We start from the raw sequence: 26,878 nt of genomic DNA, 5'->3' as shown, positions 1-26,878 counted from the left end.
ACGGAACCGGCGGCGGAGGGCACGCAATGCCTGACACAGCAGATCCGGCTGCCTGACACAGCAGGTCCGGCTCAGGGGCGATGATCTTCCGCCCGACCGGATCGCCGCCTGCGGGCAACGAGAACGGGGCCGGCGATGATGCGCTGGATGATCGGATCAAGCCTCAAGTTCCGGCTGCTGGTCCTGCCCGCGGCGGCCCTGCTGATGTTCCTCGGGGTGATCGAGCTGCGGCGTACGCCGGCCGACGTGCTCCCGGAGTTCGCGCCGCCGTCGGTCCAGATCCAGACCGAGGCGCTCGGACTGTCCGCGACCGAGGTCGAGCAGTTCATCACCGTTCCGCTGGAGCAGGACCTGCTCAACGGGGTGCCGTGGCTGGAGTCGATCAGGTCCCAGTCGGTGACCGGCCTGTCCCAGGTCGACCTGGTCTTCGAACCCGGCACCGACGTGCTGCGGGCCCGCCAGGCGGTGCAGGAACGGCTGACTCAGGCGGTGGCCCTGCCGCACGTGTCGAAGGCGCCGAACATGATCCAACCGGTCTCGTCGACCAGCCGCGTCATGGTGATCGGCCTCTCCTCGCCGGACCTGTCCCTGATCGACATGTCCCTGCTGGCCCACTGGCAGATCAAACCCCGGCTGATGGGCGTGCCCGGCGTGGCCAACGTGTCCATCTGGGGTGAACGCGAGCGGCAGCTGCAGGTGCAGGTCGACCCGGCGAAGCTGGCCGCCGCGGGCGTCTCGCTCAACCAGGTCGTGCAGACGACGGGCAACGCCCTGTGGGTGTCGCCGCTGACGTTCGTCGAGGCGTCGACGCCAGGCACCAGCGGGTTCGTGGAGACCCCGAACCAGCGGCTGACGATCCAGCACATCCTTCCGATCCACACCGCCAAGGACCTGGCGCAGGTGCCGGTCGAGGAGACGCCGGAGGGCAAGCCGCTGCGGCTCGGCGAGGTCGCGACCGTGACCGAGGACCACCAGCTGCCGCTGATCGGTGACGCGCTGGTGGGCGGCAAGCCCGGCCTGATGCTGGTCGTGGAGAAGTTCCCCGGCGCGAACACCGTCGAGGTCACCCAGGCGGTCGAGGACACGCTGCGGGCGCTGCAGCCCGGCCTGGGCGGCCTGCAGGTCGACACGTCGGTCTACCGGCCCGCCACGTTCATCGACGGGGCCGTCGGACACCTGCGGACCGCGGCGCTGCTCAGCATCCTGCTCGCCGTCCTCGCGATCGGCCTGCTGATGCTGGACTGGCGTGCCGCGCTGATCGCGCTGGTGGTGATCCCGCTGGCGCTGCTGGCGGCGGTGCTCGCGCTGGTCTGGCAAGGAGTCGGGCTGAACATACTCGTGCTGGCGGGGCTGATGTTCGGGCTCGCGGTGGTGGTCCACGACGTGGTCGCCGACACCGACCGCGCCCGGCGGGCGCTGACGGCCCGTCCGGCGGGCCAAGACCCCGAGGAGAACGGACAACCGGCCGAACGCGCGTTCGCCGACGTCATGACCGGTCTGCGCGCTCCGCTGCTGTACGCCGTGCTGATCGTGCTCGTCGGGCTCGCGCCGCTGCTGTTCGTCGGCGGGTTGACCGGCGCTTTCACCGCGCCGATGGCCTGGGCGGCGGGGCTCGCGGTGCTGGCCTCACTCGTCGTGGCGCTCAGCGTGACGCCGGTGCTCAGCTGGCTGCTGTACCGCCGGGCGCGGCTGGCGCCGGTGTCGCGGCCACTGGCCTGGCTGCAGCGGCACCACGCCGGCACAGCGGAGCGGGTGCGGGGCCGTCCGCACCTCGCCCTGCTGGTGGCCGCGCTGCTGGCGCTGGGCGTGCCGCTGGTCGCGCCGCTGCTGGGCGGGCACGCGCTGCTGCCTGTCGCACAGGACCGCAACCTGCTGATCCGGTGGACCGGCGTGCCGAGCATGTCGCAGCAGGAGATGGTGCGGATCGTCGGGCAGGTGGGCGGGCAGCTGCGCGCCACGCCCGGCATACGCGACGTCGGTGTGCACGTGGGCCGTGCCATCAACTCCGATCAGGCCGTCGGCATGAACTCCGCCGAGTTCTGGCTGACCGTCGACCCCGCCGCCGACTACGCGGCCACCACCGAGCGCATCCAGCACGTGGTCGACGCGTATCCGGGCTTCGACCACCGCGTGGTCACCTATCCGGAGCAGCAGGTGAACGAGATGCTCACCGGCACCAAGGGCGACCTCGTGGTGCGCGTCTACGGCAAGGACCTGAACGTGCTGCGGGCCAAGGCCGAGGAGGTCCGCAAGGTGCTCGGCGAGGTCGACGGGGTTTCGGCGCCCAAGCTCGACCTCGGCGCCGACGAGGCGACCATCGAGATCGAGGTCGACCTGGCCGCGGCCGAGCGGTACGGCATCAAGCCCGGCGACGTGCGCCGCTCCGCCGCGGTGCTGGTCTCCGGCCTGACCGCGGGCAGCCTGTTCGAGGATCAGAAGGTCTTCGACGTCGTGGTGCTGGGCGCGCCGTCGGTGCGCGACAGCGTGGCCGGCGTGGAGAACCTGCTGATCGACACGCCGTCCGGCGGACACGTGCGGCTGCGCGACGTCGCCCACGTGCGACTGGCCTCCGCGCCGGTCGACATCCGGCACGACTCCGTGTCGCGGCGGGTCGACATCCCCGTCGACGTCACCGGCCGGCAGGTGAACGACGTGGCCCGCGACATCCAGGACGAGCTGAAGGTCGTCGACTTCCCCGTGGAGTACCACGCCGAGGTGCTGGGCGACTACGCGTCCGCCGAGAGCGCGCACTGGCGGCTGCTCGGCGTGCTGGCCGCCGCCGCGATCGGGGTGTACCTGCTGTTGCAGGCAGCCTTCGGCAGCTGGCGTTCGGCGACGCTGCTGGCGCTGGCCCTGCCCGTGGCATTGTTCGGCGGGATGCTGGCGGCGCTGTTCACCGGCTCCGGTGTCTCGCTGGGCGTGCTGATGGGCCTGGGAGTGCCGCTGGCGCTGGCCCTGCGGGACGGGGTGCTGCTGATCCGGCGCTGGCAGGAGTTGTCCGGCCAGGCCGGGACCACGGTGGCGGAGGCCGTGCGGCAGGGAGCCGGGGAACGGTTCGCCCCGATCGTGACGACCGCGGTGGCGGTGGCCGCCGCGCTGGTGCCACTGCTGCTGTTCGGCAACGTCGCGGGACTGGAGATCCTGCGCCCGCTGGCCGTCGTCGCACTGGGCGGCCTGGTGACCGCGACGCTGCTGAGCCTTTACCTGCTGCCGGCCCTGTACGAGTTCGTGCAGCCCGCGACCCGGCAAGCTCCGCAGGTCGCGCCGACCGTGCCCGAGGGGGCGTGACGCCATGTCGCGACGAAAGCTCATGCAGTGGGGTCTGGGACTGCTGGTGGTCGCCGCGGTGGGCCTGGGCCTGGCCGCGATGCTCGGCACCTCGTACCCGCCGCTGTCGGCGTTCGAGGACGAGCCCGCGGTGGAGACGGGTGTGGCGGAACCGGTGGAGGGCACCGACCTGAGCCGGGTCACCCTGCAGCCGGAGGCGGTCGAGCACCTGGGCGTCAAGACCGCCCCGGTGGCGGTCGCCACGGTCGCCGGGCATCAGGCACTCACGATGCCCTACCAGGCGCTCTTCTACGACCCCAGCGGTGAGACGTGGGCGTACGCGGTGGTCGGCGACCGGGTCTACCTGCGCCAGCATGTGCAGGTGCAGACCGTGTCGGGCGACACCGTGGTGCTGTCGGAGGGCCCGAAGGCGGGCACCGAGGTGGTGGTCCAGGGTGTCGACGAGCTCTACGGCACCGAGGTCGGGGTCGAGGAAGATTAGCGCGGGAGCTGACCGGACATGATGCGCTGGATCGTCGCCGCGAGCCTGAAGTTCCGCGTCCTCGTGGTCGCGGTGGCCGCGGGCATGATGGCCCTGGGCTTCGTGCAGCTGCGCAAGATGCCGGTCGACGTGTTCCCCGAGTTCGCGCCACCCCGCGTGGAGATCCAGACGGCCTGCCTGGGACTGTCCGCGGGCGAGGTCGAGTCGCTGGTCACGGTGCCGCTGGAGAACGCGCTCAACGGCGTCGAAGGCCTGGAGACGATGCGTTCCAAGTCGCTGGCGCAGCTCTCCTCGATCGAGCTGCTGTTCGCGCCGGGCACCGACCTGCTCAACGCGCGCCAGCTGGTGTCGGAGCGGCTCGTGGCGGTCACCCCCACGTTGCCGACCTGGGCCGCGCCACCGTTCATGCTCCAACCGGTCTCGTCCATGGGCCGGGTCATGAAGATCGGACTCACCTCGGACAGCAGGTCGATCATCGAAATGTCGATGATCTCCTACTGGACGATCCGCGCGAAACTGCTGGAGGTGCCGGGCGTCGCCAACGTGGCGATCTGGGGCGAGCAGCTGCAGATGCTGCAGGTGCAGGTGGACCCGAAGCGGATGCAGGCGCAACAGGTGTCGCTCGACCAGGTGATGACGGAGACCGCCGACGCCCTGGAGGTCGGCCTGCTGCAGTTCTCCGACGGGGCGGTGATCGGCACCGACGGCACCGTGACCACGCCGAACCAGACCATCGGCGTGCGGCACGTGTCACCCATCCGCACCGCGGCCGACCTGGCCAAGGTCACGGTCGCGAACACCGGCGGCCGGCCGCTGCACCTGGGTGACGTCGCCGACGTGGTCGAGGACCACCAGCCCCTGATCGGCGACGCGGTGATCGACGGCAAGCCCGGCCTCATGCTGATCGTCGAGAAGCTGCCCTGGGCCAACACGATCGACGTCACCGAAGGCGTCGAGCAGGCGCTGCGCGAGCTCCAGCCGGGTCTGTCCGGCATCACGGTCGACCCGACGATCTTCCGGCCGGCTTCCTTCATCGAGACCGCGGTGGACAACCTCACCCACGCGCTGCTGCTGGGCTGCCTGTTCGTGGTGCTGGTGCTGGCGCTGTTCCTGTTCGAGTGGCGCACCGCGCTGATCAGCCTCGTCGCGATCCCGCTGTCGATCGTGGCGGCGGGGCTGGTGCTCTACTATCGCGGCGCCACGATCAACACGATGGTGCTGGCCGGGCTGGTGATCGCGGTCGGCGTGGTCGTCGACGACGCGATCATCGACATCGAGAACATCATGAGACGGCTGCGCCAGGCCCGGGCCGAGGGCTCGGACCGCTCGGTCGCCTCGATCGTGCTCGACGCCTCGCTGGAGGTGCGGGGGCCTATCGTGTACGCCACGATGATCATTGTGGCGGCAGCCGTCCCGATCTTCTTCCTGGGCGGGCTGACCGGTGCGTTCTTCCGCCCGCTGGCCATGTCCTACACCCTCGCCGTGCTCGCCTCACTGGTCGTGGCGCTGACGGTGACACCGGCGCTGGCACTGCTGCTGCTCGGCCGGGCCGACCTCACCCGCCACCAGTCGCCGCTGGTGCGATGGCTGCAGCGCGGATACACGGGGCTGCTGGGCCGGGTCGTCCGGCGACCCGTGTCCGCGTACGCCACCGCGGCGGTGGTGCTGCTCTTCGGGCTGGCCGCGCTGCCGGGTCTGGGCCAGTCCCTGCTGCCGGAGTTCAAGGAACGCAACGTCTTCATGCACTTCATCACCGCCCCCGGCTCGTCCAACGACGAGGAGATCCGGATGATCCAGCAGGTCAGCGGCGAGCTGCGGGAGATTCCCGGGGTGCAGAGCTTCGGCGCGCACATCGGCATGGCCGCGCTCGGCGACGAGACCGCCGGGGTCAACTTCGGCGAGCTGTGGATCAGCATCGACCCGTCCGTCGACTACGACCAGACGGTCGCCGCGATCGAGGACGTGGGCAAGAACTACCCGGGGCTGCTGCACAACGTCTACACGTACCTGCGCGAGCGCACCGACGAGGTGCTGACCGGCTCGGGCGACGCGATCGTGGTGCGCATCTACGGCCAGGACCTGGGCGTGCTGCGCGCCAAGGCCGAGCAGGTCCAGCAGTTGATGGCCGACACACCGGGCACCGCCGGCCGGCATGTCGACCTGGAGGTGGACGTGCCGCAGGTCGAGGTCCAGGTGGACCTGGCCAAGGCCGAGCGCTACGGCATCAAGCCCGGCGACGTGCGGCGGGCGTCCGCGACTCTGATGGCCGGTGAGGAGGTCGGCGACATCTTCCGCGACGGCAAGGCGTACGACGTGGTGGTGTGGAGCGCGCCGGCGGCCCGTGACTCGGTGGCCGACATCGAGAACCTGCCCATCGACACCCCCGCCGGCGGCCACGTGCGCCTCGGCGACGTCGCCGCCGTGCGGGTCGTCTCCACGCCCAACGTGATCCTCCACGACGGGACGCTGCGCTACATCGACGTCGGCTCCGACGTGCAGGGACGCGACCTCGGCGCGGTCGTCAACGAACTCGACGGCAAGCTGCGAAACATGTCGTTCGACCGCGGCTACCACGCCGAACTGCTCGGCGAGTACGCCGAGCGCCAGGCCGCCGCGCAGCGCATCCTGCTGTTCGGCACGGCCGCCGCACTGCTGATCCTGATCCTGCTGCGGCTGTCGTTCGACAGCTGGCGGCTGGCCCTGCTCTCCTTCCTCACGCTGCCCTCCGCGCTGGTCGGCGGCGTGCTGGCGGCGTACTTCTTCAGTGGACGGACGATCTCGCTCGGTTCGCTGGTGGGCCTGCTGACGGTGCTCGGTATCGCCGCGCGCAACGGCATCCTGCTGATCAGCCACTATCAGCACCTGGAGCGGCACGAGGGGGAGTCCTTCGGTCGGGACCTGGTGCTGCGCGGTTCCCGTGATCGGCTCTCCCCGATCCTCATGACGACACTGGCGACCGGACTGGCGCTGGTGCCGCTGGTGGTGCTGGGCGACGCGCCGGGGCACGAGATCGAGCACCCCATGGCCGTGGTCATCATCGGCGGCCTGGTCACGTCGACCCTGCTGAACCTGGTCATCGTGCCGGTGCTGTACCTGCGCTTCGGCCGCTCGCGTCGCGCCGCAGCGTCGGCCGAGGCAGCGGAACCGCAAGCCGGACCGCAGCCGCCGCCTGCCGTCGCCTGACGGTTCCACTCCGTCCGGACACGACACGCGCGGAGCCGAAATGGCGTTGTGCGTTACCCCTATGTAGAGTGCCTACCATGAACGCCGAACTGCGCCTGACCGTGCCGGTGGCACGGGTTCTCGCGGCTCTGGTCGCCGATCCCGCCGGTGACCATTACGGAATGGAGCTGATGCATTCGTCCGGACTGCCGAGCGGGACGCTGTACCCGATCCTTGCCCGGCTGACCGAGGCCGGCTGGCTCGACAAGCGCTGGGAGGACATCGACCCGTCCACGGCGGGGCGCCCGGCCCGCGCCTACTACCGGCTCACCCCCGCGGCGCTCCCGGTTGCCCGCCAGCGGCTCGCCGAACTGCACGAGCAGACGCGTCCGGGGCCTGCGCACGCCGCCGGGAAGGAGGCCACCGCATGATCGGCCGTCTGTGCCGGGCGCTGCTGACCCGTGCGGTCCGGCGCTGGCCGGTGGAACTGCGCGACGCCCTGCTCGCCGAGTGGCGAGCCGAACTGCACGTCATGCCCGGCACCGCGCGGCGCCTGCGATACGCGGCCAGCCTCGCCACGTCGCGGCCGCATCGGGAGGCGGCGGTCGCGGTGCGGCCGCGACGGGACCTCGCCCACGGAGTGCTGTGGTTGGTGTTGATCGCGGGGCTGCCGGCGGTCTACCTGCCGCTGGCCCTGAACTGGACCTCCAGCACGGATCCATACATGATCGTGTGGCAGCCCTGGGTAGCCGCCGGGAGCGTCGTCGCGGCGGCCGCGCTGGGGATCTTCTGCGGGAGCCTCACCACGGGGGTCACGCAGGCGATCAAACCGATGTCGGTGGCGCGCTGGACGGTCGGCGTCGCCTACGTGGCCGTCCTGGCCTACTACGTGGTCGAGGGCTCGCTGGACGGGGCGCTGCTGACCGACATGACGTACTGGGCGCTGAGCGTCGCGGCGTTGTGCACGCTGGCAGCCTGGGTCGCCCGAGCCGGGTGGACGTGGCTCTCCTGGGCGATCGTGGTGGTCGCGGTGCCGGTCACGTTCTGGTTCGCGAACCTGCACAACGGCCTCAGCGACTTCTCCGCGCTGGGGCTGGAGCCCTTCTTCGGCGGCGAACACCTGCCGGCATTCGCTTTCGCGGTCGGCAGGCAGGAACTGCTCCACGTCATCATCTTCCTGCTCGTGTACGCGCATGTCCTGGTGTTGCGACACCGCGCGGTGCCGGTGCCCGTGGTCGAAGCCCCGAAGGAGGTCGCCGCATGATCAGGCGCCTGTGCCACGCGCTGCTCACCAGCGCTGCTCGGCGCTGGCCCGCCGACGTGCGCGCGGAGATGCTCGCCGAATGGCGGGCGGAACTGCATGCCCTGCCGGGAGGCGTCCGGCGGCTGCAATACGCGGCGAGCCTGGCCGTGTCGCGGCCGCACCGCGAGGCGGCGGTCGTGGTGCGGCCGGGACGGAACTTCGCGCACGCGGTGCTGTCGCTCGTGCTGCTCGCGGGACTGCCCATGGTCTACATGGACCTCGCACTGGGCTGGACGACCGGCTACAGCGAGGACACCGTCACCTGGCAGGCCTGGGTCGGCGCGGGCAGCATCCCGGCCGCCGCCGGGCTGGCGATCATCTGCGCACGTGTCACCACGGGGGTGACGCAGCTGATCCGCCCGGTGCTGCTGCCGGTATGGAGTATCGGCAGCCTGTACGCGACACTGGCGGCCTGGCCGCTGCTGAGCGGACACCTGCCGAACCGGTCTCACCTCGCCTCCACGGCGCTCTGGGCGTTGAGCGCGGTCGCGCTGGGCACCCTCGCGGCCAGGGCACGCCCGGCGGTGGTGTCCTGGGGCCTCGTGGCGGCGGCCGTGCCGGTCTCCTTCTGGTTCCTCACCATGGGCTTCGAGAACATCGGGGCGGGGTACGTCAGCAGCAGCCCGCTGGCCGAATACCTGTTCACCCTCGCCGTCCGGACACCCGTGCACGTCTCGGTCTTCCTGCTCGTGTACGCCAACCACCTGGCCCGGCGACCTCGGGCGTCCGCGCCCGAGGTGGCAGCCATGCCCTCGTAGCGTGGCGGCATGCCGACGGCGTCACCCGCGAACCGGGTGACGCCGTCGGTCGTCCGTCCACTCCGGAACCCGGCCGACGCCGCGCGCCCGTACCATGGCGGCATGCCAGCATCCAGGGTGGAGCCGACCTCGGCCGGTGCGGCATGAGCCGCGACCCGGTGCCCGGCGACGACGTCGAGTTCGACCCGCTGAACGAGGACGAGCTGGCGGGACTGGGGCTGGAGCCGGCCCCGCTGCCGGTCCTGCCGCTGGGCGACGAGCCGACCCGGACCACCGCGCCCTACCTGTTCCCGACCGAGCGTTTCCGCGGCGAGTGGCGCAGGCACCCGATCCGGCTGGTCAAGGGGCTCTGCCTGATCGCCGTCTACACCGGGCTGCTGATCACGCTCGCCGTGCAGCGTCTCAAGCCCGAGTACACGACCCGGGTCGTGGCGCTGATCGCCGTCGGGGCACTGCTGCTGGCGGCCCACCGGGCGGCGCACTGGTGGTTCTCCCGGTTCGTGCTCACCAACAAGCGGCTGATGCTCATCGAGGGCGTGCTGACCCGGCGCGTGGCGATGATGCCGCTGCTGCGGGTGACCGACATGAGCTACTTCCAGTCGCCGACGGGCCGCGTGCTCGACTTCGGCACCTTCCACCTGGAGAGCGCCGGCTGGCGCGGCCCGCTGCGGCGCATCGCCGACCTGCCCCGTCCCAACGAGCTCTACCTGCGGATCGTGGAGGAGATGTACGAGCCCGCGGCCGTGGAGGCGCGGCTGGGCGCGAGCGTGGCCGGGGCGGTCCAGGAGGCGCTGTACGGCCCGCCGCTGGTGAACTACGACGGCTGGCTCGCCGTCGAGGTGGCCGACGAGGACGGGCCCGTGGCCGTGTCACCGGATCGCCGGTTCGCGCTGTACCCGGCGCGCAGCTACCGCGTGACGATCACCATCGCCCCGTTCCCGGCCGGTGGCATCAGCGAGCCGCTGGTGGTCACCGGGGGTGTCGCCGAGCACCGGGTGCGGTTCGAAGTCGAGATCGACAGTGACCACGCCGCGTTGCGCCGTGCCGCGGCCGCGGTGCCGGCGTGGCACGACCGGGCGTCCTCGACGGAGTTCACGCTGGGACCGTTCAGCGAGGACGACCGGCTCAGCGGGTCGCCGTGGCTGTGGGTCCGGGTCGCGCAGGGCCGGCGGACGCTGCAGAGCATCGAGCTGGAGGCCGACCTCGCCGCCGGGGGCGGGGAGCGCGGTTGAGCGAGGTCATCGCCACCGTCTCCATCCGCGCACCGCGTTCGGGCCCCGGCGTCGAGGTGTGCTTCGAGTTCCCCACCACGGGTGAGACCGTGTACCTGCCGCTGCCCGACCGGCGGGCGCTGGAGGCGATGCGGCGCAAGGCAGGAGAGTACCTGCGCCGGATCGTGCCGCTGGTGGCCCGGCTCAACGCGACCGCCGAGCAGGCCGCGACGGCGCTGCGGATCCTGCTCAACGCGGGGCGGGAGCTGACCGGGGTGCTGATCCCGGACGACATCTCCCGCTTCCTGCGGCTGGAGTCGGCGTTCCGGGCGGCGTGGCCGCTGTGGCAGGCCGCGGACTGGGACGACCCACACCGTCCGATCCCGATGGTCGAGCTGCACTGCCGTGACGAGACGCTGCCGCTGGAACTGCTGCCGCTGTTCGACTTCGGCGGGCTGCCGCCGCTGCGCACGTACGACGACCTGGTCCGGGCGGCCTCGCGCTTCCTCGGGTTCGCCACGGTGGTGCGCCGGGTGGTGCCCGCCCGCGCCACGGCCGATTCCGTGCTGCGCAACGAGCCCGCGCTGCCGGTGCAGTTCCTCCGGCACCGCGAGCTGGGCAGCGCCCGCGAGGAGGAGCGCTTCCTGGCCTCGCTCGGCACGCACGTGCAGGTGGAAGGTCCCTGGCCGGTGGCCCAGGACGAGGAGGCGGTCCGCGCGTCGCTGCTGCGGGCCCTGTACGACGGCGCACCGCTGGACGGGGGCACGGGTGGCGGCACACCGGTGCAGGTGCAGCATTTCGCCTGCCACTGCGACACCAGCGCCGAGTTCGACGACGACTACGCGCTGGTGCTGTCGACGCGCAACGGCAAGACCCGCAGGGTGACCTTCGGCGAGCTGCGGGAGGGCTACTACGACCGGTTCTTCGCCGACCGCAGCACCGCCGGGCACCGCGCCGTGATCATCCTGAACGCGTGCGCCTCCTCGCGCACCAACCCGCTGACGGCGTACTCGTTCCCGCGCTGGTTCCTCAACCACGGGCACCGGGCGTTCATCGCCACCGAGACCGACGTGCCCGACGGTGTCGCGGGCGGCTTCGCGGCGGCGTTCTACGGCCGGCTGCTGGAGGCGCGCCGTCCGCTCGGCGAGGCGGTCGTCTGGGCGCGCCGGGACCTGCTGCGCGACTTCCGCAACCCGCTCGGCCTGCTGTACGTCATGTACGGCGACACCCAGCTCACCGTCGAGCGGGCGCGCCCCGGCATCTACCGCGCGTCAGCCGGCCGGGCGGCGTAGCCGGACCAGCAGCTCGTCGGCCAGCGGCACCAGGAAAACCGCCATGGTCAGCACGACCCCGGCCGCGACCTGGTCCAGCCCGATGAGCGCGGCGGCGTGCGCGCTGACGCCGACCGCCCAGCACAGGTACGCGACGGCGGCCAGCACGTAGAAGTGCGGCAGCGGCCGCTCGTCGGCCGGCAGTTTCTGCCCGGCCAGCCACAGGTAGCCGATGGTCCCGGCCAGGCCCACCGCCACCAGCGTGATCAGTAGCACGCGCCGCTCCGGGCCGACCACCGCGGCCAGCGGCACGAAGAACGCCAGCGTCTCCGCCGGCACGTACTTGACCAGCCGCTCGGGCAGCCCGTCGCCGCCGCTCGGGCCCGCGTTCGGGCTGCGGAAACGCACGGGCGGGACGACGGTGCGAGGCATGGCCGCTCCAGGGTCGAGGGATCAGGACATTCAACACCATGCGCGGGTACGTGGTCGCGCGAGTTGGCGTGGGGGTGCGCCGATGTGTCAGGGTCACGGGATGACCACCCTGGGGAGCTCCGACACCTGGCGACGCCCCGGCCCGACCGCCGAGCAGCGGCGCGCAGACGTGTTCATCGGGCTGGCGGTGACCGCTGTGGCGCTGTTCAACCTGACCCTGACCGCCAGCGCCGGCGCATTCCATCTGGGCCCGCCGCCGAGCTGGCCCGAGCAGGCGTTCTGGTCGCTGGCGATCACGGCACCGCTCGCGGTGCGCCGCCGCTTCCCACTCGTGGTCGGCACGGTGGTGTCGGCGGCGTTCATCGTCGCGCAGGTCCGGGCCGCGCCGGAGATGCAGCTGGCCACCGGCTCGCTGTTCTGCGCGATCTACACCTCCGGGGCGTGGGCCGCCGATCACCGGCGGTCACGGCAGGTGCGGGCGGGCATCATCGGCGCGATCATGGCCTGGCTGCTGCTGTCGATCTGGTTGTCCATCGACTCGGTGCCGCCGGATGCGTTCGCCGACGCGGCCGGGCCGGTGCCGCCGCTGCTGGCCACGATCGTCAACGCGGTGCTGGTCAACGCGCTGGCGTTCGGGTTCTCGTACTTCTTCGGCGAGATGTCCTGGGTGGCCGCGCGACGCCAGCATCAGCTGGAGGTGCAGGCTGCACAGCTGCGCCGGGCCCGGGACGAGGAGGGGGAGCGGGCGGTGATGGGCGAGCGGCTGCGCATCGCCCGGGAACTGCACGACGTGGTCGCGCACCACGTGTCGGTGATGGGCGTGCAGGCGGCGGCGAGCCGCCGGGTGATGGACAAGGACCCGGCTCGGGCTCGTACGGCGCTGGAGGCGATCGAGCAGAGCGCCCGCACCGCGGTCGACGAGCTGCGGCGCATGCTCAGCCTGCTGCGCCGGGGCACGGGCGCCGACGAGGGCCCGGCCACGGTGGGCATCGACCGGGTGGAGACGCTGCTGGACGGGGCCCGCGACGCCGGGCTGACGGTGCGGTTCGGGGTGTTCGGCGCGCCGGTGCCGCTGCCGGACTCGCTGTCCCAGGCCGCGTACCGGATCGTGCAGGAGTCGGTCACGAACACGCTCAAGCATGCCGGGGCCGCCACCATCGACGTACGTATCCGGTACCTGGCGCTGGAGCTGGAGGTGGAGTCCACCGACGACGGCCGCGGCGGGCGTGCCGACCGGCCCGGCGCGGGTCTGGGACTGATCGGCATGCGGGAGCGCGTCGCCGCCCATGACGGCACCCTGGAGACCGGCCCGCGCCCGCAGGGCGGCTTCCGGGTGCGGGCCCGGTTCCCGCTCGCGGCCCGCCCGGCCTGCCCGGCGGAGACGGCGGAGGCGGCGGTATGAGCGGGCAGCACGCGCGGCCGGTCACCGGTGCGGCCGGCGAGCGCGCAGGCGAGCCGGGCGTGATCCGGATCCTGGTCGCCGACGACCACCGGATGGTGCGCAGCGGGTTCCGGGTCATCCTGGAGACGGAGGACGACCTCGAGGTCGTCGGCGAGGCGGCCGACGGGGAGCAGGCCGTGGCGCTGGCCGCGTCGACCGCGCCGGACGTGGTGCTGATGGACGTCGAGATGCCCGGCGTGGACGGGCTGGAGGCGACCCGGCGCATCACCGCGGCGGGCGACGGTCCGGCGGTGCTGATCCTGACCACGTTCGATCGCGACGACTACCTGTTCGCCGCGCTGCAGGCCGGGGCCAGCGGTTTCCTGCTGAAGAACGGTTCGCCGGAGGCGCTGATCGAGGCGGTGCGGGTGCTGGCCCGCGGCGACGCGCTGCTCGCCCCGGAGATCACCGGGCGGGTCATCGCGAAGTTCGCCCGCCCCGCCGCCGCGCCCGCGGCATCGGCGCAGGAGCTGAAGGAGCTGACCCCGCGCGAGTACGAGGTGCTGGTGCTGCTGGCCGGCGGCGCGACCAACGCGGAGATCGCCACCCGGCTGTTCCTGGGCGAGGCCACCGTGAAGACGCACGTCAGCCGGGTGCTGGCGAAGCTGCGGCTGCGCGACCGCACCCAGGCGGTGGTGTTCGCGTACGAGCACGGCGTGGTCACCCCGGGCGGCTGAGCGGATCATCCTCGCGACGGACGCAAGATCGATCCGCCGGCGGACGGCAGCGCTCCGCCGTGCGCCTAGCGTCTGCGGGTATGACGAAAGTGCTACGCGTTGACGCGGTGAGCCGCAGGTTCGGCGATCGGCAGGTGCTCGATCGGGTCTGTTTCGACGTCACCGCCGGGCGCATGACCGGGTTCGTCGGTGCGAACGGTGCCGGCAAGACCACCTCCATGCGCATCATCATGGGCGTGCTCGCCCCCGACACCGGCGAGGTGACCTGGGACGGCTCCCGGCTGAACCGGGAGGTCCGCCGCCGGATCGGCTACATGCCCGAGGAGCGCGGCCTCTACCCGAAGATGACCGTCCGTGACCAGCTCGTCTACCTGGGTCGGCTGCACGGTCTCGGCCGTGACGCGGTGCGCCGGAACGCCGAGGACCTGATCGAGTGGCTGCGCCTGGGCGAGCGCGCGGGCGATGCGCTGGAGAAACTGTCGCTGGGCAACCAGCAGCGTGCCCAGATCGCCGCCGCGCTGATCCACGATCCGGACATCCTCGTGCTCGACGAGCCGTTCTCGGGCCTCGACCCGCTCGCCGTCGACACCGTGGTGGAGGTGCTGCGCGACCGGACGAAGCGGGGCGTGCCGGTGCTGTTCTCCAGCCACCAGCTCGACGTGGTGGAGCGGCTCTGCGACGACCTGGTCATCATCGCCGCGGGGCGGATCCGTGCCGCGGGGGCGCGCGGCCAGCTGCGCAGTGAGCACACCCTGCCCCGGTACACGCTGACCGTCGACGGCGACGCCGGCTGGCTGCGCGACCATCCGGGCGTACACCTGACCGACCTCGACGGCGCGCACGCGGTCTTCGAACTCGACCCCTCCGCCGACGGCCAGCAGGTGCTGCAGGCGGCACTGGCCCGCGGCCCGGTGCGCGCGTTCGGCCCCGTCACCCCGTCCCTCGCAGAGATCTTCCGGGAGGTCGCCCAGTGAACACCTTCGAAGCCGTGCGCATCGTGGCCGCCCGCGAGGTCCGGGTGAAGCTGCGCGACAAGGCGTTCCTGTTCAGCACGGTGTTCTTCCTGCTGTTCGCGGTCGGTGCGACGGTGGTGCCGGCGATGTTCGGCGACGACGCGTCCCAGGTCGCGGTGAGCGGGACCGCGCCGGCCGCGCTCGGCGCCGCCGGGCTCGACGTGCGCGCCGTCGCCGACGACGCGGCCGCGCGGTCCCTGGTGCGCGACGGCGAGGTCGACGGGGCGCTGCTCGCCGACGGCACGGTGATCGCCATGACCGACGCCCCCGGCGACCTGGTCAACGCGCTGAGCACTCGGCCGACCGTCGAGCTGCTCGATCCGAGCGCTGTCGATGACACGCTGGCGATTCTGGTGCCGATGGTCTTCGCCATGATCTTCTTTTTCGTGTCGCTGACGTTCGGCCTGCAGATCGCGCAGAGCGTCACCGAGGAGAAGCAGACCCGGGTCGTGGAGATCCTGGTCGCCTCGGTTCCGGTGCGGGTGCTGCTGGCGGGCAAGGTGCTGGCCGGCGCTGCGCTCGCGATGGGCCAGATCGCGCTGATCGCGGTGGTCGCGCTCGCCGGGATGCGGTTCTCCGACTCCGGCGGCGGGCTGCTGACTCTGCTCGGACCCGCGATCGGCTGGTTCCTGCCGTTCTTCCTCGTCGGGTTCGTCATGCTGGCAGCGCTGTGGGCCGCCGTCGGCGCGCTGGTCAACCGGCAGGAGGACATCAACGGCGCGTCGATGCCGATGCAGATCCTGGTGCTGTTGCCGTTCTTCGGCGTGGTGATGTTCAGCAGCGACCCGGTCGTGATGAAGGTGCTGTCGTACATCCCGTTCTCAGCACCGGCGGCGATGCCGGTGCGGCTGTTCCAGGGTGACGCGGCGGGCTGGGAGCCGGCGCTGGCACTGCTCATCCTCGCCGCGAGCGCGGTGGCCGTGCTGTTCGCCGGGGCCCGGATCTACGAGGGCTCGCTGCTGCGCAGCAACGGTCGTACCTCGATCGCCGCCGCGTGGCGCGACCGCGAGGCTCGCCGCCTGGTCGAGCTGGACGCCGAGTCCGCCTAGCAGCACCGGCCGCCGATGGCGGCGGCTTCCCACGACGGCCCCTGGCGCCATGTGCCAGGGGCCGTCGCGATGCGGGAAGGCGCTCCGGATCCGAAGAGGCCGGCGGAGAAACGAAGCCCACCCCGTGCACTGGTTGGCGGCGCAGCCGGATCAGTGCGGCAAATGTGCGGTTTTGACGCGTTCACTCGTTACCTGATCGTGCGGGAACGTGAGGGCGTGTCGATCAGGCTCGTGATCAGGAACGAGGGCAGGACCTACGTGCGCGTGACCTGGCTGCGTGCTCGGCACCCGGCGGTGTCGCACTCGCGCGCGGGCCGCTCTTACCTCGCCGCGGTGCGGGAACTGCAGCTGGCCGCGGGCAGACTGCGCGCCGCGGGCGCCTACCCCGGCGGCTCCGACCAGGTCGAGGCGTTCCGTCAGGTCCGCTCGGCCTGGCTCGCCGTGGTGCTGTCCCGGCACCGCCTGCAGCGCTGACGCCGCGTGGCGTCAGCGCCTCGCGCGGCGGTCAGCCCCACTCGTCCAGCAGGTGGCGGGAGCGCAGGTTCGGGACTTGACCGCGCGACGCTCGAAAGCGCCGGTGCGCGCAGGAGCGCCGAAGACACGCTCGATCGGCTCCGGCACGGCACGAGCCAACTCGGGCTGCTGCGGTGGTCGGCACGATAGGGTCAGCCCAGCAAGATCGGGTTGGGGGGCCGATGGACGTGCTCGATGTGGAGTCCGCCGAGCAGGCGACGCAGGCCGTCCGCGGCCGGGCACGCCACAGCCGACCGGGCGAACCGCGCCGCTGGCTGCGTGCCGTGGCGGCGCTGCTGGCGGTCGCCGTGCTGGTGCTCTGGTACGCGCTGTCGCGCGACCACCCGCCACGGGACCCGCGCGCCTATCCCGGCAGCCAGACCCAGGATCTCCCCGGCACGCTGCACCGCTACCACCTGGGGCTGCCCGACTGCGCCGCGGCCAGCGTGCGCTACTACCGGTATGCCCAGTGGGAGGCGGACTCGTTCTACCTGCGCTTCACCGGCGACCGGCACTGCATGAACCAGTTCCTGGTGCTCAACGGCCTGTTCCTGATCGGTCGGCGGACCGAGACGGCCGGCCTGCCGTTCGACCCGAAGACGACCGCGGGCTTCGGCTGGCCGCAGGACTCCGCCCGGCACTACCGCTCGCTGCACCAGCAGCCCGCGTCCGGTGACGTGCTCGTAGACGTCGAGGTCGCGCTGTACGAGTCCGACGAGTCCGCCGAGGTGTACCTGCACGCCGGGATCGTCTGACCCGGCGTGCAGGCAGGGTACGGCTACGGCTGCAGCCACCACGGGCTGGCGTAGGCCACGCCCCAGTCGTTGCAGGGGTGCCCGGCCGGGCCTGGGCTCGGGTTGGCCTGCGCCGGGTCGGAGACGCGCAGCACCACCCCCTCAGTCCAGCCCCAGTTCGTGCCGTGCTCGTCGGACACACCGGTGAGGCCGGTGCGCCAGCCCGCGTTGAGGCAGGCGGTCAGCGGTGAGCTGCCGTGGTCGGCCCAGCCGTCGAAGAGGTAGTCGTCGCCGCGGTTGAACATCTCCAGCGCGACCATGTTGTCCACGGCCGCCGAGGACAGACTGAAATTGTTGAAGCGCTGCACCTCGCGGCCGGGGTGGTTGAAGCTGCCGACGCCGTCCACGCCGTTGATCCAGTTGTAGAGATTGCTCATGCTGCCCGAGGCCAGCAGATCGGTGAAGTTCGCGGTGCCCCACACGTTGACGTGGCCCAGGGTCGGGTGCGACCACTCGAAGCCGCGGATCGCCGTGTAGTCGCCCGGGTCGTCGGCCGCCCCGGCCAGCACCCCCGTGCGGTCCCACTCCGACTTGGACAGGCCGCTGATGCCGAACAGCGTGGCGTGGTCGGTCAGCGCCGCCACGTCCAGGCCGGCGTCGCGCATGGACTGGAAGGCCAGGTCGGGGTTGCCGTCGCCGTCCGACATGAGCGTGTGGTTGTGCAGATCCGCGTGGACCAGCAGGGTGCCCTGGGTCAGCTGCGAGGCGCGCGCGGCACCGGACTTCGGGGCGATCCGGGCGGGGGAGCCGGCGGCGATCGGGGTGGTGTTCGCGTACGCGGAGCCGGGCGCGGCGGCCAGCATCAGCAGACCGCCGGCGCCCGCCAGCACGGCGCGCCGGCCCAGCTCGGAGTGGGTGTGGTCGGTGCCGTGGTGGTGGCCGGCGCCGTCGTGACCGTGGTGGTGAGTCATGGCGACAGTGAAAATGATCATCGGCAACAGGTGGGTGCCCGAGGGTTAACGAAGAGCGATATCTATCTGTGTAACCGGTTCCCGCGCCGGTGGGACACTCTGGATGGGAGCGTGCCCATTGATCTACGCTCATCGCTGCGCCCTGCCCGGGGTGCGCCGTCCGAACCGAACCGAGGTAACCAGCATGACCGAGGAACGAACCGCTCCCGACAGCCCCACCGATCCCGTGTCGTCCGACGGCGTGCACACGCACGCCGCCACCTGGCGCAACGGCCTCACCGCAGTGACCGCGCTGCTGGCCGCCGCACTCATCATCCGCGGGCCGGGTGACTTCACCGACCTGCACTGGACGGTGCAGGCGCTCGCCGGAGCGCTGCTGCTCGCCGGGTTCGCCTTGCTGGCGCGGGCGGTGCTGCTGGCCGTCACCGTGGCCGCCGCGCCGCCGGCCGGCTCCGCCGCCCGGAGCGTGGCGACCGTGAGGCGTTTCGCCGTCGCGGGCCTCGGCCTGGTCGGGCTCACCGTGCTCGGCGGCTGGCTGGTTCCCGCGGCCCCCGCTCCGGCGAGTCTGATCCAGCTCACCTACGACCACGGGATCATCTGCGGCCTGGTCTCCCTGGAACCCGACGGTTATGTCACCGTGCTGCCCGATCCGGGTCAGCCGGCGAACCGGATCACCGCGAAGGCGCGCACGCTGGTGCCGATCTCCTCCATTCACGGGATGACCGAGGTCGGCGTGTGCGAGCCGCCCGCGACACTGCCGACGCCCGCACCCTGACTTTCGCCGGGTCACGCCGCCGCCGATGGTCGCGGTGCGCGGCGGCACCCGTCGGCGGACCTGTGCCGGGATGCGCAGAGCCCGGCTGGTGCGATCGTGGCCCATGGACGGTCTGGCGTGGATCATCTACTGTGCGTGCCATGGAGTGGTTATTGATCTTCGCGAGCGTGCTGGGGCTGCTGATCGTGGCCATGGTGATCATCGGGGCCAGGCGCAGCAGGGAGCGCAGCCACCTCGATCCCAGCCGCGATGTGTACTTCGGCGATCGGGAGCCCCGCCCGCCGCACGGCCCGCACGGTTCGAACACCGAGAGTTCCAGCTCCAGCGGCCCGTTCTGAGACCGATCGCGCGCGCTCGGCCGTGACGGCGGAGGAAAGCCGGGTGCGGAACGCGCATGCGCCGTTCCGGCGATACGTCATGGGCCCTCGCGACGGCGATCGCCGGTACCTCAAACTGCTCGGCGGCGGTGGCTTCGTCGACCGCCTCACGGACGGGAGCGCCACCTGGCGGCGGGACCGGCCTACGAGGGCTACGTGCTGGATGTCCTGGTACACCTCGACGCCCGGCTGGGCACGGATCGTGCGGCTCGGATCCTCGATCCGGCCGGCCGTGGTGGCGACGGAGTTCGTGTAACGCCTCCGTAACACTGTCGCCGCCGCGCCCCGGACCATGCGCCGACCACGGTGATAATCACCCTCCGCGTCATCGGGGGAAACCTCATCACGAGCCAGGAGTCGTACACCATGCCAGCACAGACGCCGCCGGTCACGGAACAGGGCGGGCGGGCGCCCGCGCCGACCGGCCGTGAGCTCGCCGCACCTGGCCCGGCGTCACCTGCGCGGCTCCTCGGGCTCGGGGTGTACCGGCCGCGCCGTGTCCTCACCAACGAGGAACTCTGCACCTGGATCGACTCGACCGACGAGTGGATCAGGACGCGGTCCGGGATCACCGAGCGCCGCTGGGCCGAGCCCGATGAGACGCTGGCCGCCATGTCCGTCCAGGCGGCGGCCGCGGCGCTGGCCGACGCCGGAATCGCCGCCTCCGACGTGGGCTGCGTGATCCTGGCGACGGTGTCGCATCTCGAGCAGACGCCGGCGCTCGCCCCGCAGATCGCCCACCAGCTAGGCGCGGTGCACGCGGCGGCCTTCGACCTCTCGGCCGGGTGTGCCGGGTTCTGCCACGGCGTCGCGCTCGGCCGGGACATGATCCACGGCGGCACCGCCCGCTACGTGCTGGTCATCGGCGCCGAGCGGTTGACGGACCTCATCGACAAGAACGACCGGGCGACGGCGTTCATCCCCGGGGACGGCGCGGGCGCCGTGGTGATCGGCCCGGCAGAGCGGCCGGGTATCGGCCCGGTCGTCTGGGGTGCGGACGGCAGCCTGTCCGGCGTGATCAGCCAGACCCGCGACTGGAAGTCGTTCGCCGACGACCCGAGCGGGCCGCGGCCCTTCTGGCAGATGTCCGGTCAGCAGGTGTTCCGGTGGGCCTCCTACGAGATGGCGCCCGTGGCGCAGCGCGCGCTGCAGGCCGCCGGCATCACCGTCGACGACCTGGACGCCTTCATCCCGCACCAGGCCAACATGCGAATCATCGACACGATGATCAGGGCACTCAAACTGCCCGCAGACGTGCCGGTGGCCCGCGACATCGCCGAGGCCGGCAACACCTCGGCCGCGTCGATCCCGCTGGCCATGGAGCGGATGCGGCGCGACGGCCAGGCGCCCCGCGGCGGGACCGCGCTGCTCATCGGGTTCGGCGCCGGACTGTCGTACGCCGCACAGGTGGTGACCCTGCCCTAGCCGTCCGCCGGCGTGGCGCGCTGCCCGGTGACCCGTGACGCCGGCAGCTTGCCGTCGCGGCGGGTGAGCGTGAGTACGGTGTGCTGCCGGCCGAGCGGAGTCAGGATGGCGAGCTCCCAGGTGCCCTCGACCGGTGGCCGCGGCTCGTTCATGCCGCCGCCCTCGCGGTGGTGCGCCGCCAGACGGTGCCGCGCCGCTCGTGGGCGAACAACCGCTCCACGGCCAGCGCCGCCTCCGGGCCGAGCTCCCGGTCCAGCAGGTACAGGCCCAGGTCCAGGCCCGAGGTGACGCCGGCGGCGGTGACCAGGTCGCCATCGTCCACGACCCGGGCGTCGACGGGGACCGCGCCGGTCGCGCCGAGCAGGTCCATGCCCAGGTGGTGGGTCGTGGCGGGGCGGTTCTCCAGCAGTCCCGCCATCGCGAGGATCAGCGACCCGCCGCACACGGTGGCCACCGTGACGCCGGCCCGGTCGAGTGCCTGAGCGAGCAGGGCGGGCAGGTCGGTTTCGAGGGTGCGGCCCAGGATCACCGGGATGCTGTCGTCGGCGGGCTCGCCGTCATCGGGCAACCGGCCGGCCGCGCCCGGGAGGACGATCAGGTCCGCACGCTGCGGGTCGAGCCGGGTGGTGGCCTGCAGCGTCAGCAGCCCCAGCCCGCTGGGCACCGGGCGCGGGCCTTCGGCGCTGACGAGTTCGACGTCGATGGTGCCGTCGGTGACCGCCCCGGCGGCGGCCAGGACCTCGTAGGGGGCGATGACGTCGAGCGGATCGAATCCGTCGAACAATACGAACTGAGCGAGCATCGGGAACCGGACCTCCTCGGTGGCACCGTCGACGCTAGCCAGTGGCCATGATCAGTAGAAGTGGCTGGATTGCCGTCATCCAACGGTTTCTCGCCAACCGTTTCCAGGGTGCGGATTCGCTGCTCCGCCGCCCTGGCCGAAACCCGGTGCCTTCTATAGTTCCGGCCATGCACATCGTGGCCGTGCTCGCCCTCGACCAGGTCATCCCGTTCGACCTGGCCACACCCATCGAGGTGTTCTCCCGCACGCGACTGCCCGACGGCCGGGTCCCGTACCGCGTCCGGGTCTGCGGCGCGATGCCCACCGTCGACGCGGGCGCGTTCACCCTGCAGCCGCCGTGGGGCCTGGACGCCCTCGGCACCGCGGACACGATCATCCTGCCGGGCAGCGCGGACGTCGACCGCGTACCCGATGAGGTCCTCGACGCGCTGCGGGCCGCCGCCGCCCGTGGCGCCCGCATCGCCTCGATCTGCTCGGGCGCGTTCATCCTCGCCGCGACCGGGCTGCTCGACGGGCAGCGCGCCACCACCCACTGGATCGCCGCCGGGTTGCTGGCCCAGCGCCACCCGGAGATCGACGTCGACCCGGACGTGCTCTACGTGGACAACGGGCAGTTGCTCACCTCGGCCGGTGCGGCGGCCGGCCTGGACCTGTGCCTGCACCTGATCCGCCGCGACCACGGCTCCGCGGTGGCCGCGGACGCGGCACGCCTGTCGGTCATGCCGCTGGAACGCGAGGGCGGCCAGGCCCAGTTCGTCGTCCACGACCAGCCGCCCGTTCCCCGCGGCTCCCGGCTCGAACCGGTCCTCACCTGGCTGGAGGACAACTGCGCCGCCGACCTCAGCCTCGACGACATCGCCGCGCGAGCCGGGATGAGCATCCGATCGCTCAACCGCCGTTTCCGCGAGCAGACCGGGACCACCCCGCTGCAGTGGCTGCTGCGGGCCCGCATCCGCCGCGCGCAGCACCTGCTCGAAGCCACCACCCAGCCCGTCGACCGGATCGCGGCCCAGGTCGGCTTCGGCTCGCCCACCGCGTTCCGCGACCGGTTCAAGCGGATCGTCGGCACCAGCCCGCAGCACTACCGCACCACCTTCCGGCGGCGGCAGGCCGTTCGGTCATGATGCCGTCGAGTCAGCGCACAGCTACGACGCTGCGGACCGCCGCGAGCAGTGCCGCGCGGTGCTCCTGGATCCGGCTCGGCGACATGGGATCGCCGGGTGCCGCGGCCAGCAGGCCGGACGGGGCGCCCAGCCAGCTCTCGGTCATCCGCAGGACGATGGCGAACAGGTCGAGGGCGGGAATGTCGGCGCGGAGCCGCCCGGCCCGCTGGGCCGCCGCGACGCCGTCGACACGGGCTCCGAACGCCGCCCGTTCGGCCTCGGTCGGTTCGGTTCGTTCGAAGGTGCGCCAGGTGGCGAGCCGCCGCGCCTTCGGGTTGGCGATCATGTAGTCGAACCTGGCGGCGGCGAAGGCCTCAAGGTCGCCGTCGTGGAGCGGAGCGGCCTGCAGGACGGCCTGCGTCTGCTCCTCGAGCACCGCGTCGAACAGGTCGTTCTTGTCGCCGAAGTAGACGTACAGCAGGCGCTTGTTGGCACCGGCGCGTTCGGCGACCCGGTCGATGCGGGCACCGGCGAATCCGTACTCGGCGAACTCGTCCGTCGCCGCCTCCAGCAGCAGTGCCTTGGTGGCGCGGGCGTCGCGGGCGCGCGGCGTGCGCGGCGTGGTCGTCATCGGCGGGACTCCCGCCGCGTGGCAGTCGCGGGGCTCACCAGGGGATGCTTCCGTTGCTGTCGAAGAACCCGCCGGTGGGGCCGTCGGGGCCGAGCTGGGCCATCCGGACGATGACCTCGGCTCCCTCCGCGACGGTCTGGGTTCCGGCGTGGTGGTTCAGGTCGGTCGCGGTGAACCCGGGATCGACGGCGTTGATCCTGACCGTGGGGTACGCCTTGGCGTACTGGACGGTGAGCATGTTGACCGCGGCCTTCGAGGACGGGTAGGCGACGTCCGGGTAGAAGTGCGCCGGCGAGTCCGGGCTCACCAGCTCGCGCACCAACGCCAGGCCGCTGCTGACGTTGACCACGACCGGGGCCGCGGAGCGCTGCATCAGCGGCAGGAAGGCGTGCAGCATGCGCACCTGCCCGAACACGTTGGTCTCGAAGACCGCGCGCACCGCGTCGGCGGTGACCTCCGCGACGGGCACGAAACCGCCGTCGGCCGTACGCGGTTCGACGCCGGCGTTGTTGACGAGCACGTCGAGCCCGCCGTCGGCCTCGATCGCCGCTGCCGCGGCGGTGACCGAGGCGTCGTCGGTGACGTCCAGGTGGACGAAGCGGGCGCCCAGCTGCTCGGCTGCCTGCTTGCCCCGTTCGGGGTCGCGGGCGCCGACGTAGACGGTGTGGCCTGCGGCGATGAGCTTGCGGGCGGATTCGAAGCCGAGCCCCTTGTTGGCCCCGGTGATGAGCGTGACGGTCATGATTACTCCTGGTGCTGTGGTCTGTCGCGTGACTTCGCCAGAGGCGTTGCGAGCGACAAGTAACTAACCAGTTATTTACCCTACCACGCCACGACGCGGCACGGCAGGACTGCTCCGACTGGAGCAGTCCTGCCGTGGCGATCGGATGGCTAAAGCGGCGGGAGCTTGCCGGGGTTGAGCAGGCCCTGCGGATCGTTGGCGGCCGCCGCGGCCCGGATGCCGGGCAGGGCCGGGCCGTCCAGCAGCCAGGTGTGCGGGTCGACGACGTGCACCCCCAGCTCGCGCAGCCGCTCGACCCCGGCGTACAGGGTCGCCGCGTCGTGGAACGGGGCCAGCAGCAGGCCGCCGAAGCCTCGCCCGCGCACCGGGTCGGCCGGGTCGAGGTAGGGGCGCATGCCGTCGAGGTGCAGCATCGCGCCCGGCACCGCCGCCCGGACCGCGTCCGGGTCGGCGACCAGCGGCGCTCCGCCGACCTGCAGGTGGCACAGCTCCGCCCGGGCCTTCTTGGCCCGCAGCGTCACGTGGTTGAACGACAGCGTCGACACGTAGCCGACCGCGCCCGGGTCGACCTTGTCGACACGGCCGCCGTGCGCGGCGACGATCCCGGCGACGGCGTCCGCGACGCCGGTGTCCACCACGGCTCGCAGGCTGTGCCGGCCCGCGGGCAGCGCCGGGTCGGCGGGATAGGTGGCGACCAGGGCGGGCTCGTCCACCGACACCAGCCGGGGCGCCGGATCGAGGCGGAGCAGGGCCAGCCCGGCCCGGGTCGCCTCCGCGCCGGCCGGGCCGGGGAACGAGGCGAGCACCGCGGTCCAGTCCCGGGCCGGGGCGAGTTTGACCGTGGCGGTGGCGATGATCCCGGTGACGCCGTAGGCGTGCAGGTACGGCAGGCACTGCGCGCCGTGCACCCGGCGAGGTTCGTCCTGGGGCGGGCAGCCCACCACCTCCAGGGCCTGCACGAAGCCGTCCCAGAGCCAGCCGTGCTCGATCGAGCCGAGCCCGCCCGCGCCGCCGCCCAGGAAACCGCCGATGGTGCTGCCCACGGTGGTCGGCATCATCGCGATCTCCTGGCCGGTGCGCCGGGCCTCGGCCTCCAGTGCGACGAAGGTGGCGCCGGCCTGGGCGTGGATCCAGCCGTTGCCGACCTCCAGCACGCGGTCGGCGTCGCTGAGGTCGACGACGACGCCACCGGCCAGCGGCACGGCCTGGCCGTAGTTGCCGGTGCCGCGGCCGCGGGGCACGACGGGCACGCCGTGTGCGTGCGCGAGGCCTACCACTGCTTGCAGTTGCGCGGTGTCGTCGGGCCGGACCACGACGTCGGCGAGCCGCTCGGGCAGCACCGCCGACAGCAGCGGCGACAGGTAGGCCCCGTCCCGGGACGCGGCCAGGCGCGCCGACTCCACGGTGCTGACCCGGTCGGCCGGCAGGGCGGCGGCGAGCGCGTCGAGGAAGGCGGCGAGAGCCGCCGGGCCAGGGGCCCGGCGGCTCGCCCACTGCGCGACGTGCGCCAGCGGAGGTGGTTCCAGGGTGCTCACGAGGTCAGCTCAGCCCGATCGCCGGGTCGATGAACTCGTTGGTCACCAGGTCCTGTGCGGTCAGACCCGCCTTGACCTCCTTGCGCTGGCCCGCGTAGATCGGGCCGACGATGCCGATGACCTGCTTGACCCGGTCGACGTCGAAGTCGCCCAGGGTGGCGTTGCCGCCGTTGCCGACGATCTTCAGCTTGAGCTGCTGCTCGACGCTGTAGGCCGCCTGCTCCTTGCTGTACGGGAAGCCCTTGTACGCGTCGTTCAGCTTGATGATCAGGTCATTGGTCGCGGCGAAGTTCTTCACGTACTCGACCTGCGAGCGCTGGATGATCGGCACCAGGCGCTTGAGGCAGGCGGCGTGCTCGGCCTTCTTGTCCGCGCGCACCACGACGGCCTCGGGGTAGATCGGGTAGCCGGTGTCGTGGATGAGCTGGAACTTGACCGGCTTCTTCCACTGCGGCAGGGCCTTCTCGTAGATGAACGGCTCGTTGGTGGCGAAGCCCTGCTGGGCGATCTTGCCCTTCTCCGACAGGAACCGGGTGGGGCTGCCGTCGTACGCGCCGTCGACCTGGCCGCGGCGCAGGATGCCGGACCCGGTCAGGTAGTCCATGTAGGTCGCACCGTTGAAGAACAGCACCTTGGTGTCGGTCTTGCCGATGTCGACGATCGAGTTGAAGTTCGGGTTCGCCGCCGGATCCCACATGATCATGTATGGCGCGATGTCGAACGGCGCGACGACCGCGACGACGGGCTGCTTGGCCGACAGGCCGATCGCGTCGTCGGTGGCCACCTGGCCCAGCATGATCGACGGGTCGGCGTACATCTGCGCGCCGGCGTTCTGGAAACCGATCGCCGGGCCGCCCGCGCGGATCTCGATGTTCACGCCGGTGCTCTGCCCGCCGGACATCAGCGGGCCGGTGACCTTCTTGGCCCCGGCGTCGATCGTGGGCGTCGGGCCCAGCAGGCCGTAGAGCGCGCCGTGCTCGGCCTCGGGCGTCCACGCCGCCTGCACCACGACCGTCGCCGGGCACACCGCGGCCAGGTCGATGGAGCCGCTGCCCGCGCTGGGCGCCGGAGCCGCGGGGGTGTCGCCGCCGGACTGGCAGCCCCCGGCCAGCAGCATCGCGACCAGCGCGGTCGCCGCGCCGGCCCGGCGCAACGGCCGTTGAGATGCGGGAAGGGTACTCATG

General features: G+C 72.0%; 27 protein-coding genes. 19 read left to right on the top strand and 8 right to left on the bottom strand.

Features of this window, described 5'->3' with window-relative positions:
* Nucleotides 1-147: 147 nt before the first annotated feature.
* The 8 genes from HAV39_RS00345 to HAV39_RS00315 all read left to right on the top strand — a co-directional run bounded on the left by HAV39_RS00345 (nucleotide 148) and on the right by HAV39_RS00315 (nucleotide 11,495).
* Complete coding sequence (locus HAV39_RS00345) at nucleotides 148-3,288, top strand: efflux RND transporter permease subunit (RefSeq protein WP_203736432.1); 3,141 nt, start codon at nucleotides 148-150, stop codon at nucleotides 3,286-3,288.
* A 4-nt stretch (nucleotides 3,289-3,292) separates the two neighbouring features.
* Nucleotides 3,293-3,769, top strand: a complete 477-nt coding sequence (locus HAV39_RS00340) for a permuted SH3 domain-containing protein (RefSeq protein ID WP_191837124.1) — start codon at nucleotides 3,293-3,295, stop codon at nucleotides 3,767-3,769.
* A gap of 18 nt (nucleotides 3,770-3,787) precedes the next feature.
* Nucleotides 3,788-6,952 (top strand): efflux RND transporter permease subunit, encoded by a 3,165-nt coding sequence (locus HAV39_RS00335; RefSeq protein ID WP_203736433.1) that lies wholly within the window; start codon nucleotides 3,788-3,790, stop codon nucleotides 6,950-6,952.
* Nucleotides 6,953-7,029: 77 nt separating this feature from the next.
* Nucleotides 7,030-7,362 (top strand): PadR family transcriptional regulator, encoded by a 333-nt coding sequence (locus tag HAV39_RS00330; RefSeq protein ID WP_191837123.1) that lies wholly within the window; start codon nucleotides 7,030-7,032, stop codon nucleotides 7,360-7,362.
* Nucleotides 7,359-8,195, top strand: a complete 837-nt coding sequence (locus HAV39_RS00325) for a hypothetical protein (protein WP_191837122.1) — start codon at nucleotides 7,359-7,361, stop codon at nucleotides 8,193-8,195. The genes HAV39_RS00330 and HAV39_RS00325 overlap by 4 nt, the downstream gene beginning before the upstream one ends.
* Entirely contained in the window at nucleotides 8,192-8,992 is an 801-nt protein-coding gene (locus HAV39_RS42450) for a hypothetical protein (protein ID WP_239120780.1), read from the top strand. The genes HAV39_RS00325 and HAV39_RS42450 overlap by 4 nt, the downstream gene beginning before the upstream one ends.
* Before the next feature lie 143 nt (nucleotides 8,993-9,135).
* Entirely contained in the window at nucleotides 9,136-10,224 is a 1,089-nt protein-coding gene (locus HAV39_RS00320) for a PH domain-containing protein (RefSeq protein ID WP_239120781.1), read from the top strand.
* Nucleotides 10,221-11,495, top strand: a complete 1,275-nt coding sequence (locus HAV39_RS00315) for a CHAT domain-containing protein (RefSeq protein ID WP_191837121.1) — start codon at nucleotides 10,221-10,223, stop codon at nucleotides 11,493-11,495. Before HAV39_RS00320 ends, HAV39_RS00315 begins: the two co-directional genes overlap by 4 nt.
* Here HAV39_RS00315 and HAV39_RS00310 read toward each other — a convergent pair.
* Complete coding sequence (locus HAV39_RS00310; protein ID WP_191837120.1) at nucleotides 11,475-11,906, bottom strand: hypothetical protein; 432 nt, start codon at nucleotides 11,904-11,906, stop codon at nucleotides 11,475-11,477. The two genes, HAV39_RS00315 and HAV39_RS00310, sit on opposite strands and share 21 nt — an antisense overlap.
* A gap of 100 nt (nucleotides 11,907-12,006) precedes the next feature.
* On the opposite strand from HAV39_RS00310, the gene HAV39_RS00305 reads away from it, so the two are divergent.
* The 6 genes from HAV39_RS00305 (at nucleotide 12,007) to HAV39_RS00280 (ending at nucleotide 17,354) form a co-directional block, all read left to right on the top strand.
* Nucleotides 12,007-13,308 carry a sensor histidine kinase gene (locus HAV39_RS00305; protein WP_191837119.1) on the top strand — a complete coding sequence of 434 codons (1,302 nt, stop codon included), beginning with the start codon at nucleotides 12,007-12,009 and terminating at the stop codon, nucleotides 13,306-13,308.
* Nucleotides 13,305-14,024 (top strand): response regulator, encoded by a 720-nt coding sequence (locus HAV39_RS00300; protein ID WP_191837118.1) that lies wholly within the window; start codon nucleotides 13,305-13,307, stop codon nucleotides 14,022-14,024. Before HAV39_RS00305 ends, HAV39_RS00300 begins: the two co-directional genes overlap by 4 nt.
* Nucleotides 14,025-14,104: 80 nt before the next feature.
* On the top strand, nucleotides 14,105-14,998 hold the full coding sequence (locus tag HAV39_RS00295; RefSeq protein WP_191837117.1) for an ABC transporter ATP-binding protein: 894 nt from the start codon (nucleotides 14,105-14,107) through the stop codon (nucleotides 14,996-14,998).
* On the top strand, nucleotides 14,995-16,086 hold the full coding sequence (locus HAV39_RS00290; protein ID WP_191837116.1) for an ABC transporter permease: 1,092 nt from the start codon (nucleotides 14,995-14,997) through the stop codon (nucleotides 16,084-16,086). The genes HAV39_RS00295 and HAV39_RS00290 overlap by 4 nt, the downstream gene beginning before the upstream one ends.
* Before the next feature lie 216 nt (nucleotides 16,087-16,302).
* Entirely contained in the window at nucleotides 16,303-16,560 is a 258-nt protein-coding gene (locus HAV39_RS00285) for a hypothetical protein (protein WP_191837115.1), read from the top strand.
* 221 nt (nucleotides 16,561-16,781) lie between these two features.
* A complete protein-coding gene (locus HAV39_RS00280) occupies nucleotides 16,782-17,354 on the top strand; it encodes a hypothetical protein (RefSeq protein ID WP_191837114.1) in 573 nt (190 codons plus the stop codon).
* A 23-nt stretch (nucleotides 17,355-17,377) separates the two neighbouring features.
* Here the strand turns inward: HAV39_RS00280 and HAV39_RS00275 are convergent, their stop codons facing one another.
* Entirely contained in the window at nucleotides 17,378-18,304 is a 927-nt protein-coding gene (locus tag HAV39_RS00275) for a CehA/McbA family metallohydrolase domain-containing protein (protein ID WP_191837113.1), read from the bottom strand.
* A gap of 184 nt (nucleotides 18,305-18,488) precedes the next feature.
* Between HAV39_RS00275 and HAV39_RS00270 the strand changes: the two genes are divergently transcribed.
* The 4 genes from HAV39_RS00270 (at nucleotide 18,489) to HAV39_RS00255 (ending at nucleotide 20,881) form a co-directional block, all read left to right on the top strand.
* Nucleotides 18,489-19,079, top strand: a complete 591-nt coding sequence (locus HAV39_RS00270; protein WP_191837112.1) for a hypothetical protein — start codon at nucleotides 18,489-18,491, stop codon at nucleotides 19,077-19,079.
* Nucleotides 19,080-19,219: 140 nt separating this feature from the next.
* Nucleotides 19,220-19,417, top strand: coding sequence for a hypothetical protein (locus HAV39_RS00265; RefSeq protein WP_191837111.1), 198 nt, complete (start codon nucleotides 19,220-19,222; stop codon nucleotides 19,415-19,417).
* 43 nt (nucleotides 19,418-19,460) lie between these two features.
* Nucleotides 19,461-19,712, top strand: a complete 252-nt coding sequence (locus HAV39_RS00260) for a hypothetical protein (protein WP_191837110.1) — start codon at nucleotides 19,461-19,463, stop codon at nucleotides 19,710-19,712.
* Nucleotides 19,713-19,822: 110 nt separating this feature from the next.
* Nucleotides 19,823-20,881 (top strand): beta-ketoacyl-ACP synthase III, encoded by a 1,059-nt coding sequence (locus HAV39_RS00255; RefSeq protein ID WP_191837109.1) that lies wholly within the window; start codon nucleotides 19,823-19,825, stop codon nucleotides 20,879-20,881.
* Here the strand turns inward: HAV39_RS00255 and HAV39_RS00250 are convergent.
* Both HAV39_RS00250 and HAV39_RS00245 read right to left on the bottom strand, forming a co-directional pair.
* Complete coding sequence (locus HAV39_RS00250; RefSeq protein WP_191837108.1) at nucleotides 20,878-21,033, bottom strand: hypothetical protein; 156 nt, start codon at nucleotides 21,031-21,033, stop codon at nucleotides 20,878-20,880. The genes HAV39_RS00255 and HAV39_RS00250 overlap by 4 nt on opposite strands.
* On the bottom strand, nucleotides 21,030-21,683 hold the full coding sequence (locus HAV39_RS00245) for a DJ-1/PfpI family protein (protein WP_191837107.1): 654 nt from the start codon (nucleotides 21,681-21,683) through the stop codon (nucleotides 21,030-21,032). Before HAV39_RS00245 ends, HAV39_RS00250 begins: the two co-directional genes overlap by 4 nt.
* Before the next feature lie 167 nt (nucleotides 21,684-21,850).
* Here HAV39_RS00245 and HAV39_RS00240 point away from each other — a divergent pair, with 167 nt between their 5' ends.
* On the top strand, nucleotides 21,851-22,807 hold the full coding sequence (locus tag HAV39_RS00240; protein WP_191837106.1) for a GlxA family transcriptional regulator: 957 nt from the start codon (nucleotides 21,851-21,853) through the stop codon (nucleotides 22,805-22,807).
* Between the two features lie 10 nt (nucleotides 22,808-22,817).
* Here the strand turns inward: HAV39_RS00240 and HAV39_RS00235 are convergent, their stop codons facing one another.
* The 4 genes from HAV39_RS00235 to HAV39_RS00220 form a co-directional block, all read right to left on the bottom strand.
* On the bottom strand, nucleotides 22,818-23,417 hold the full coding sequence (locus HAV39_RS00235) for a TetR/AcrR family transcriptional regulator (protein ID WP_191837105.1): 600 nt from the start codon (nucleotides 23,415-23,417) through the stop codon (nucleotides 22,818-22,820).
* A 34-nt stretch (nucleotides 23,418-23,451) separates the two neighbouring features.
* Nucleotides 23,452-24,159, bottom strand: coding sequence for an SDR family NAD(P)-dependent oxidoreductase (locus HAV39_RS00230; RefSeq protein WP_191837104.1), 708 nt, complete (start codon nucleotides 24,157-24,159; stop codon nucleotides 23,452-23,454).
* A 149-nt stretch (nucleotides 24,160-24,308) separates the two neighbouring features.
* Nucleotides 24,309-25,694, bottom strand: a complete 1,386-nt coding sequence (locus HAV39_RS00225) for an FAD-binding oxidoreductase (RefSeq protein WP_239120923.1) — start codon at nucleotides 25,692-25,694, stop codon at nucleotides 24,309-24,311.
* Nucleotides 25,695-25,698: 4 nt separating this feature from the next.
* Nucleotides 25,699-26,877 carry a hypothetical protein gene (locus tag HAV39_RS00220; protein ID WP_191837103.1) on the bottom strand — a complete coding sequence of 393 codons (1,179 nt, stop codon included), beginning with the start codon at nucleotides 26,875-26,877 and terminating at the stop codon, nucleotides 25,699-25,701.
* Nucleotide 26,878: the final 1 nt, after the last annotated feature.

This window comes from Catellatospora chokoriensis (assembly GCF_011297315.1).
Taxonomy (GTDB): domain Bacteria; phylum Actinomycetota; class Actinomycetes; order Mycobacteriales; family Micromonosporaceae; genus Catellatospora; species Catellatospora citrea.
Note: the sequence above shows the minus strand (reverse complement) of the source record. Positions and strands in the feature narration are given on the sequence as shown.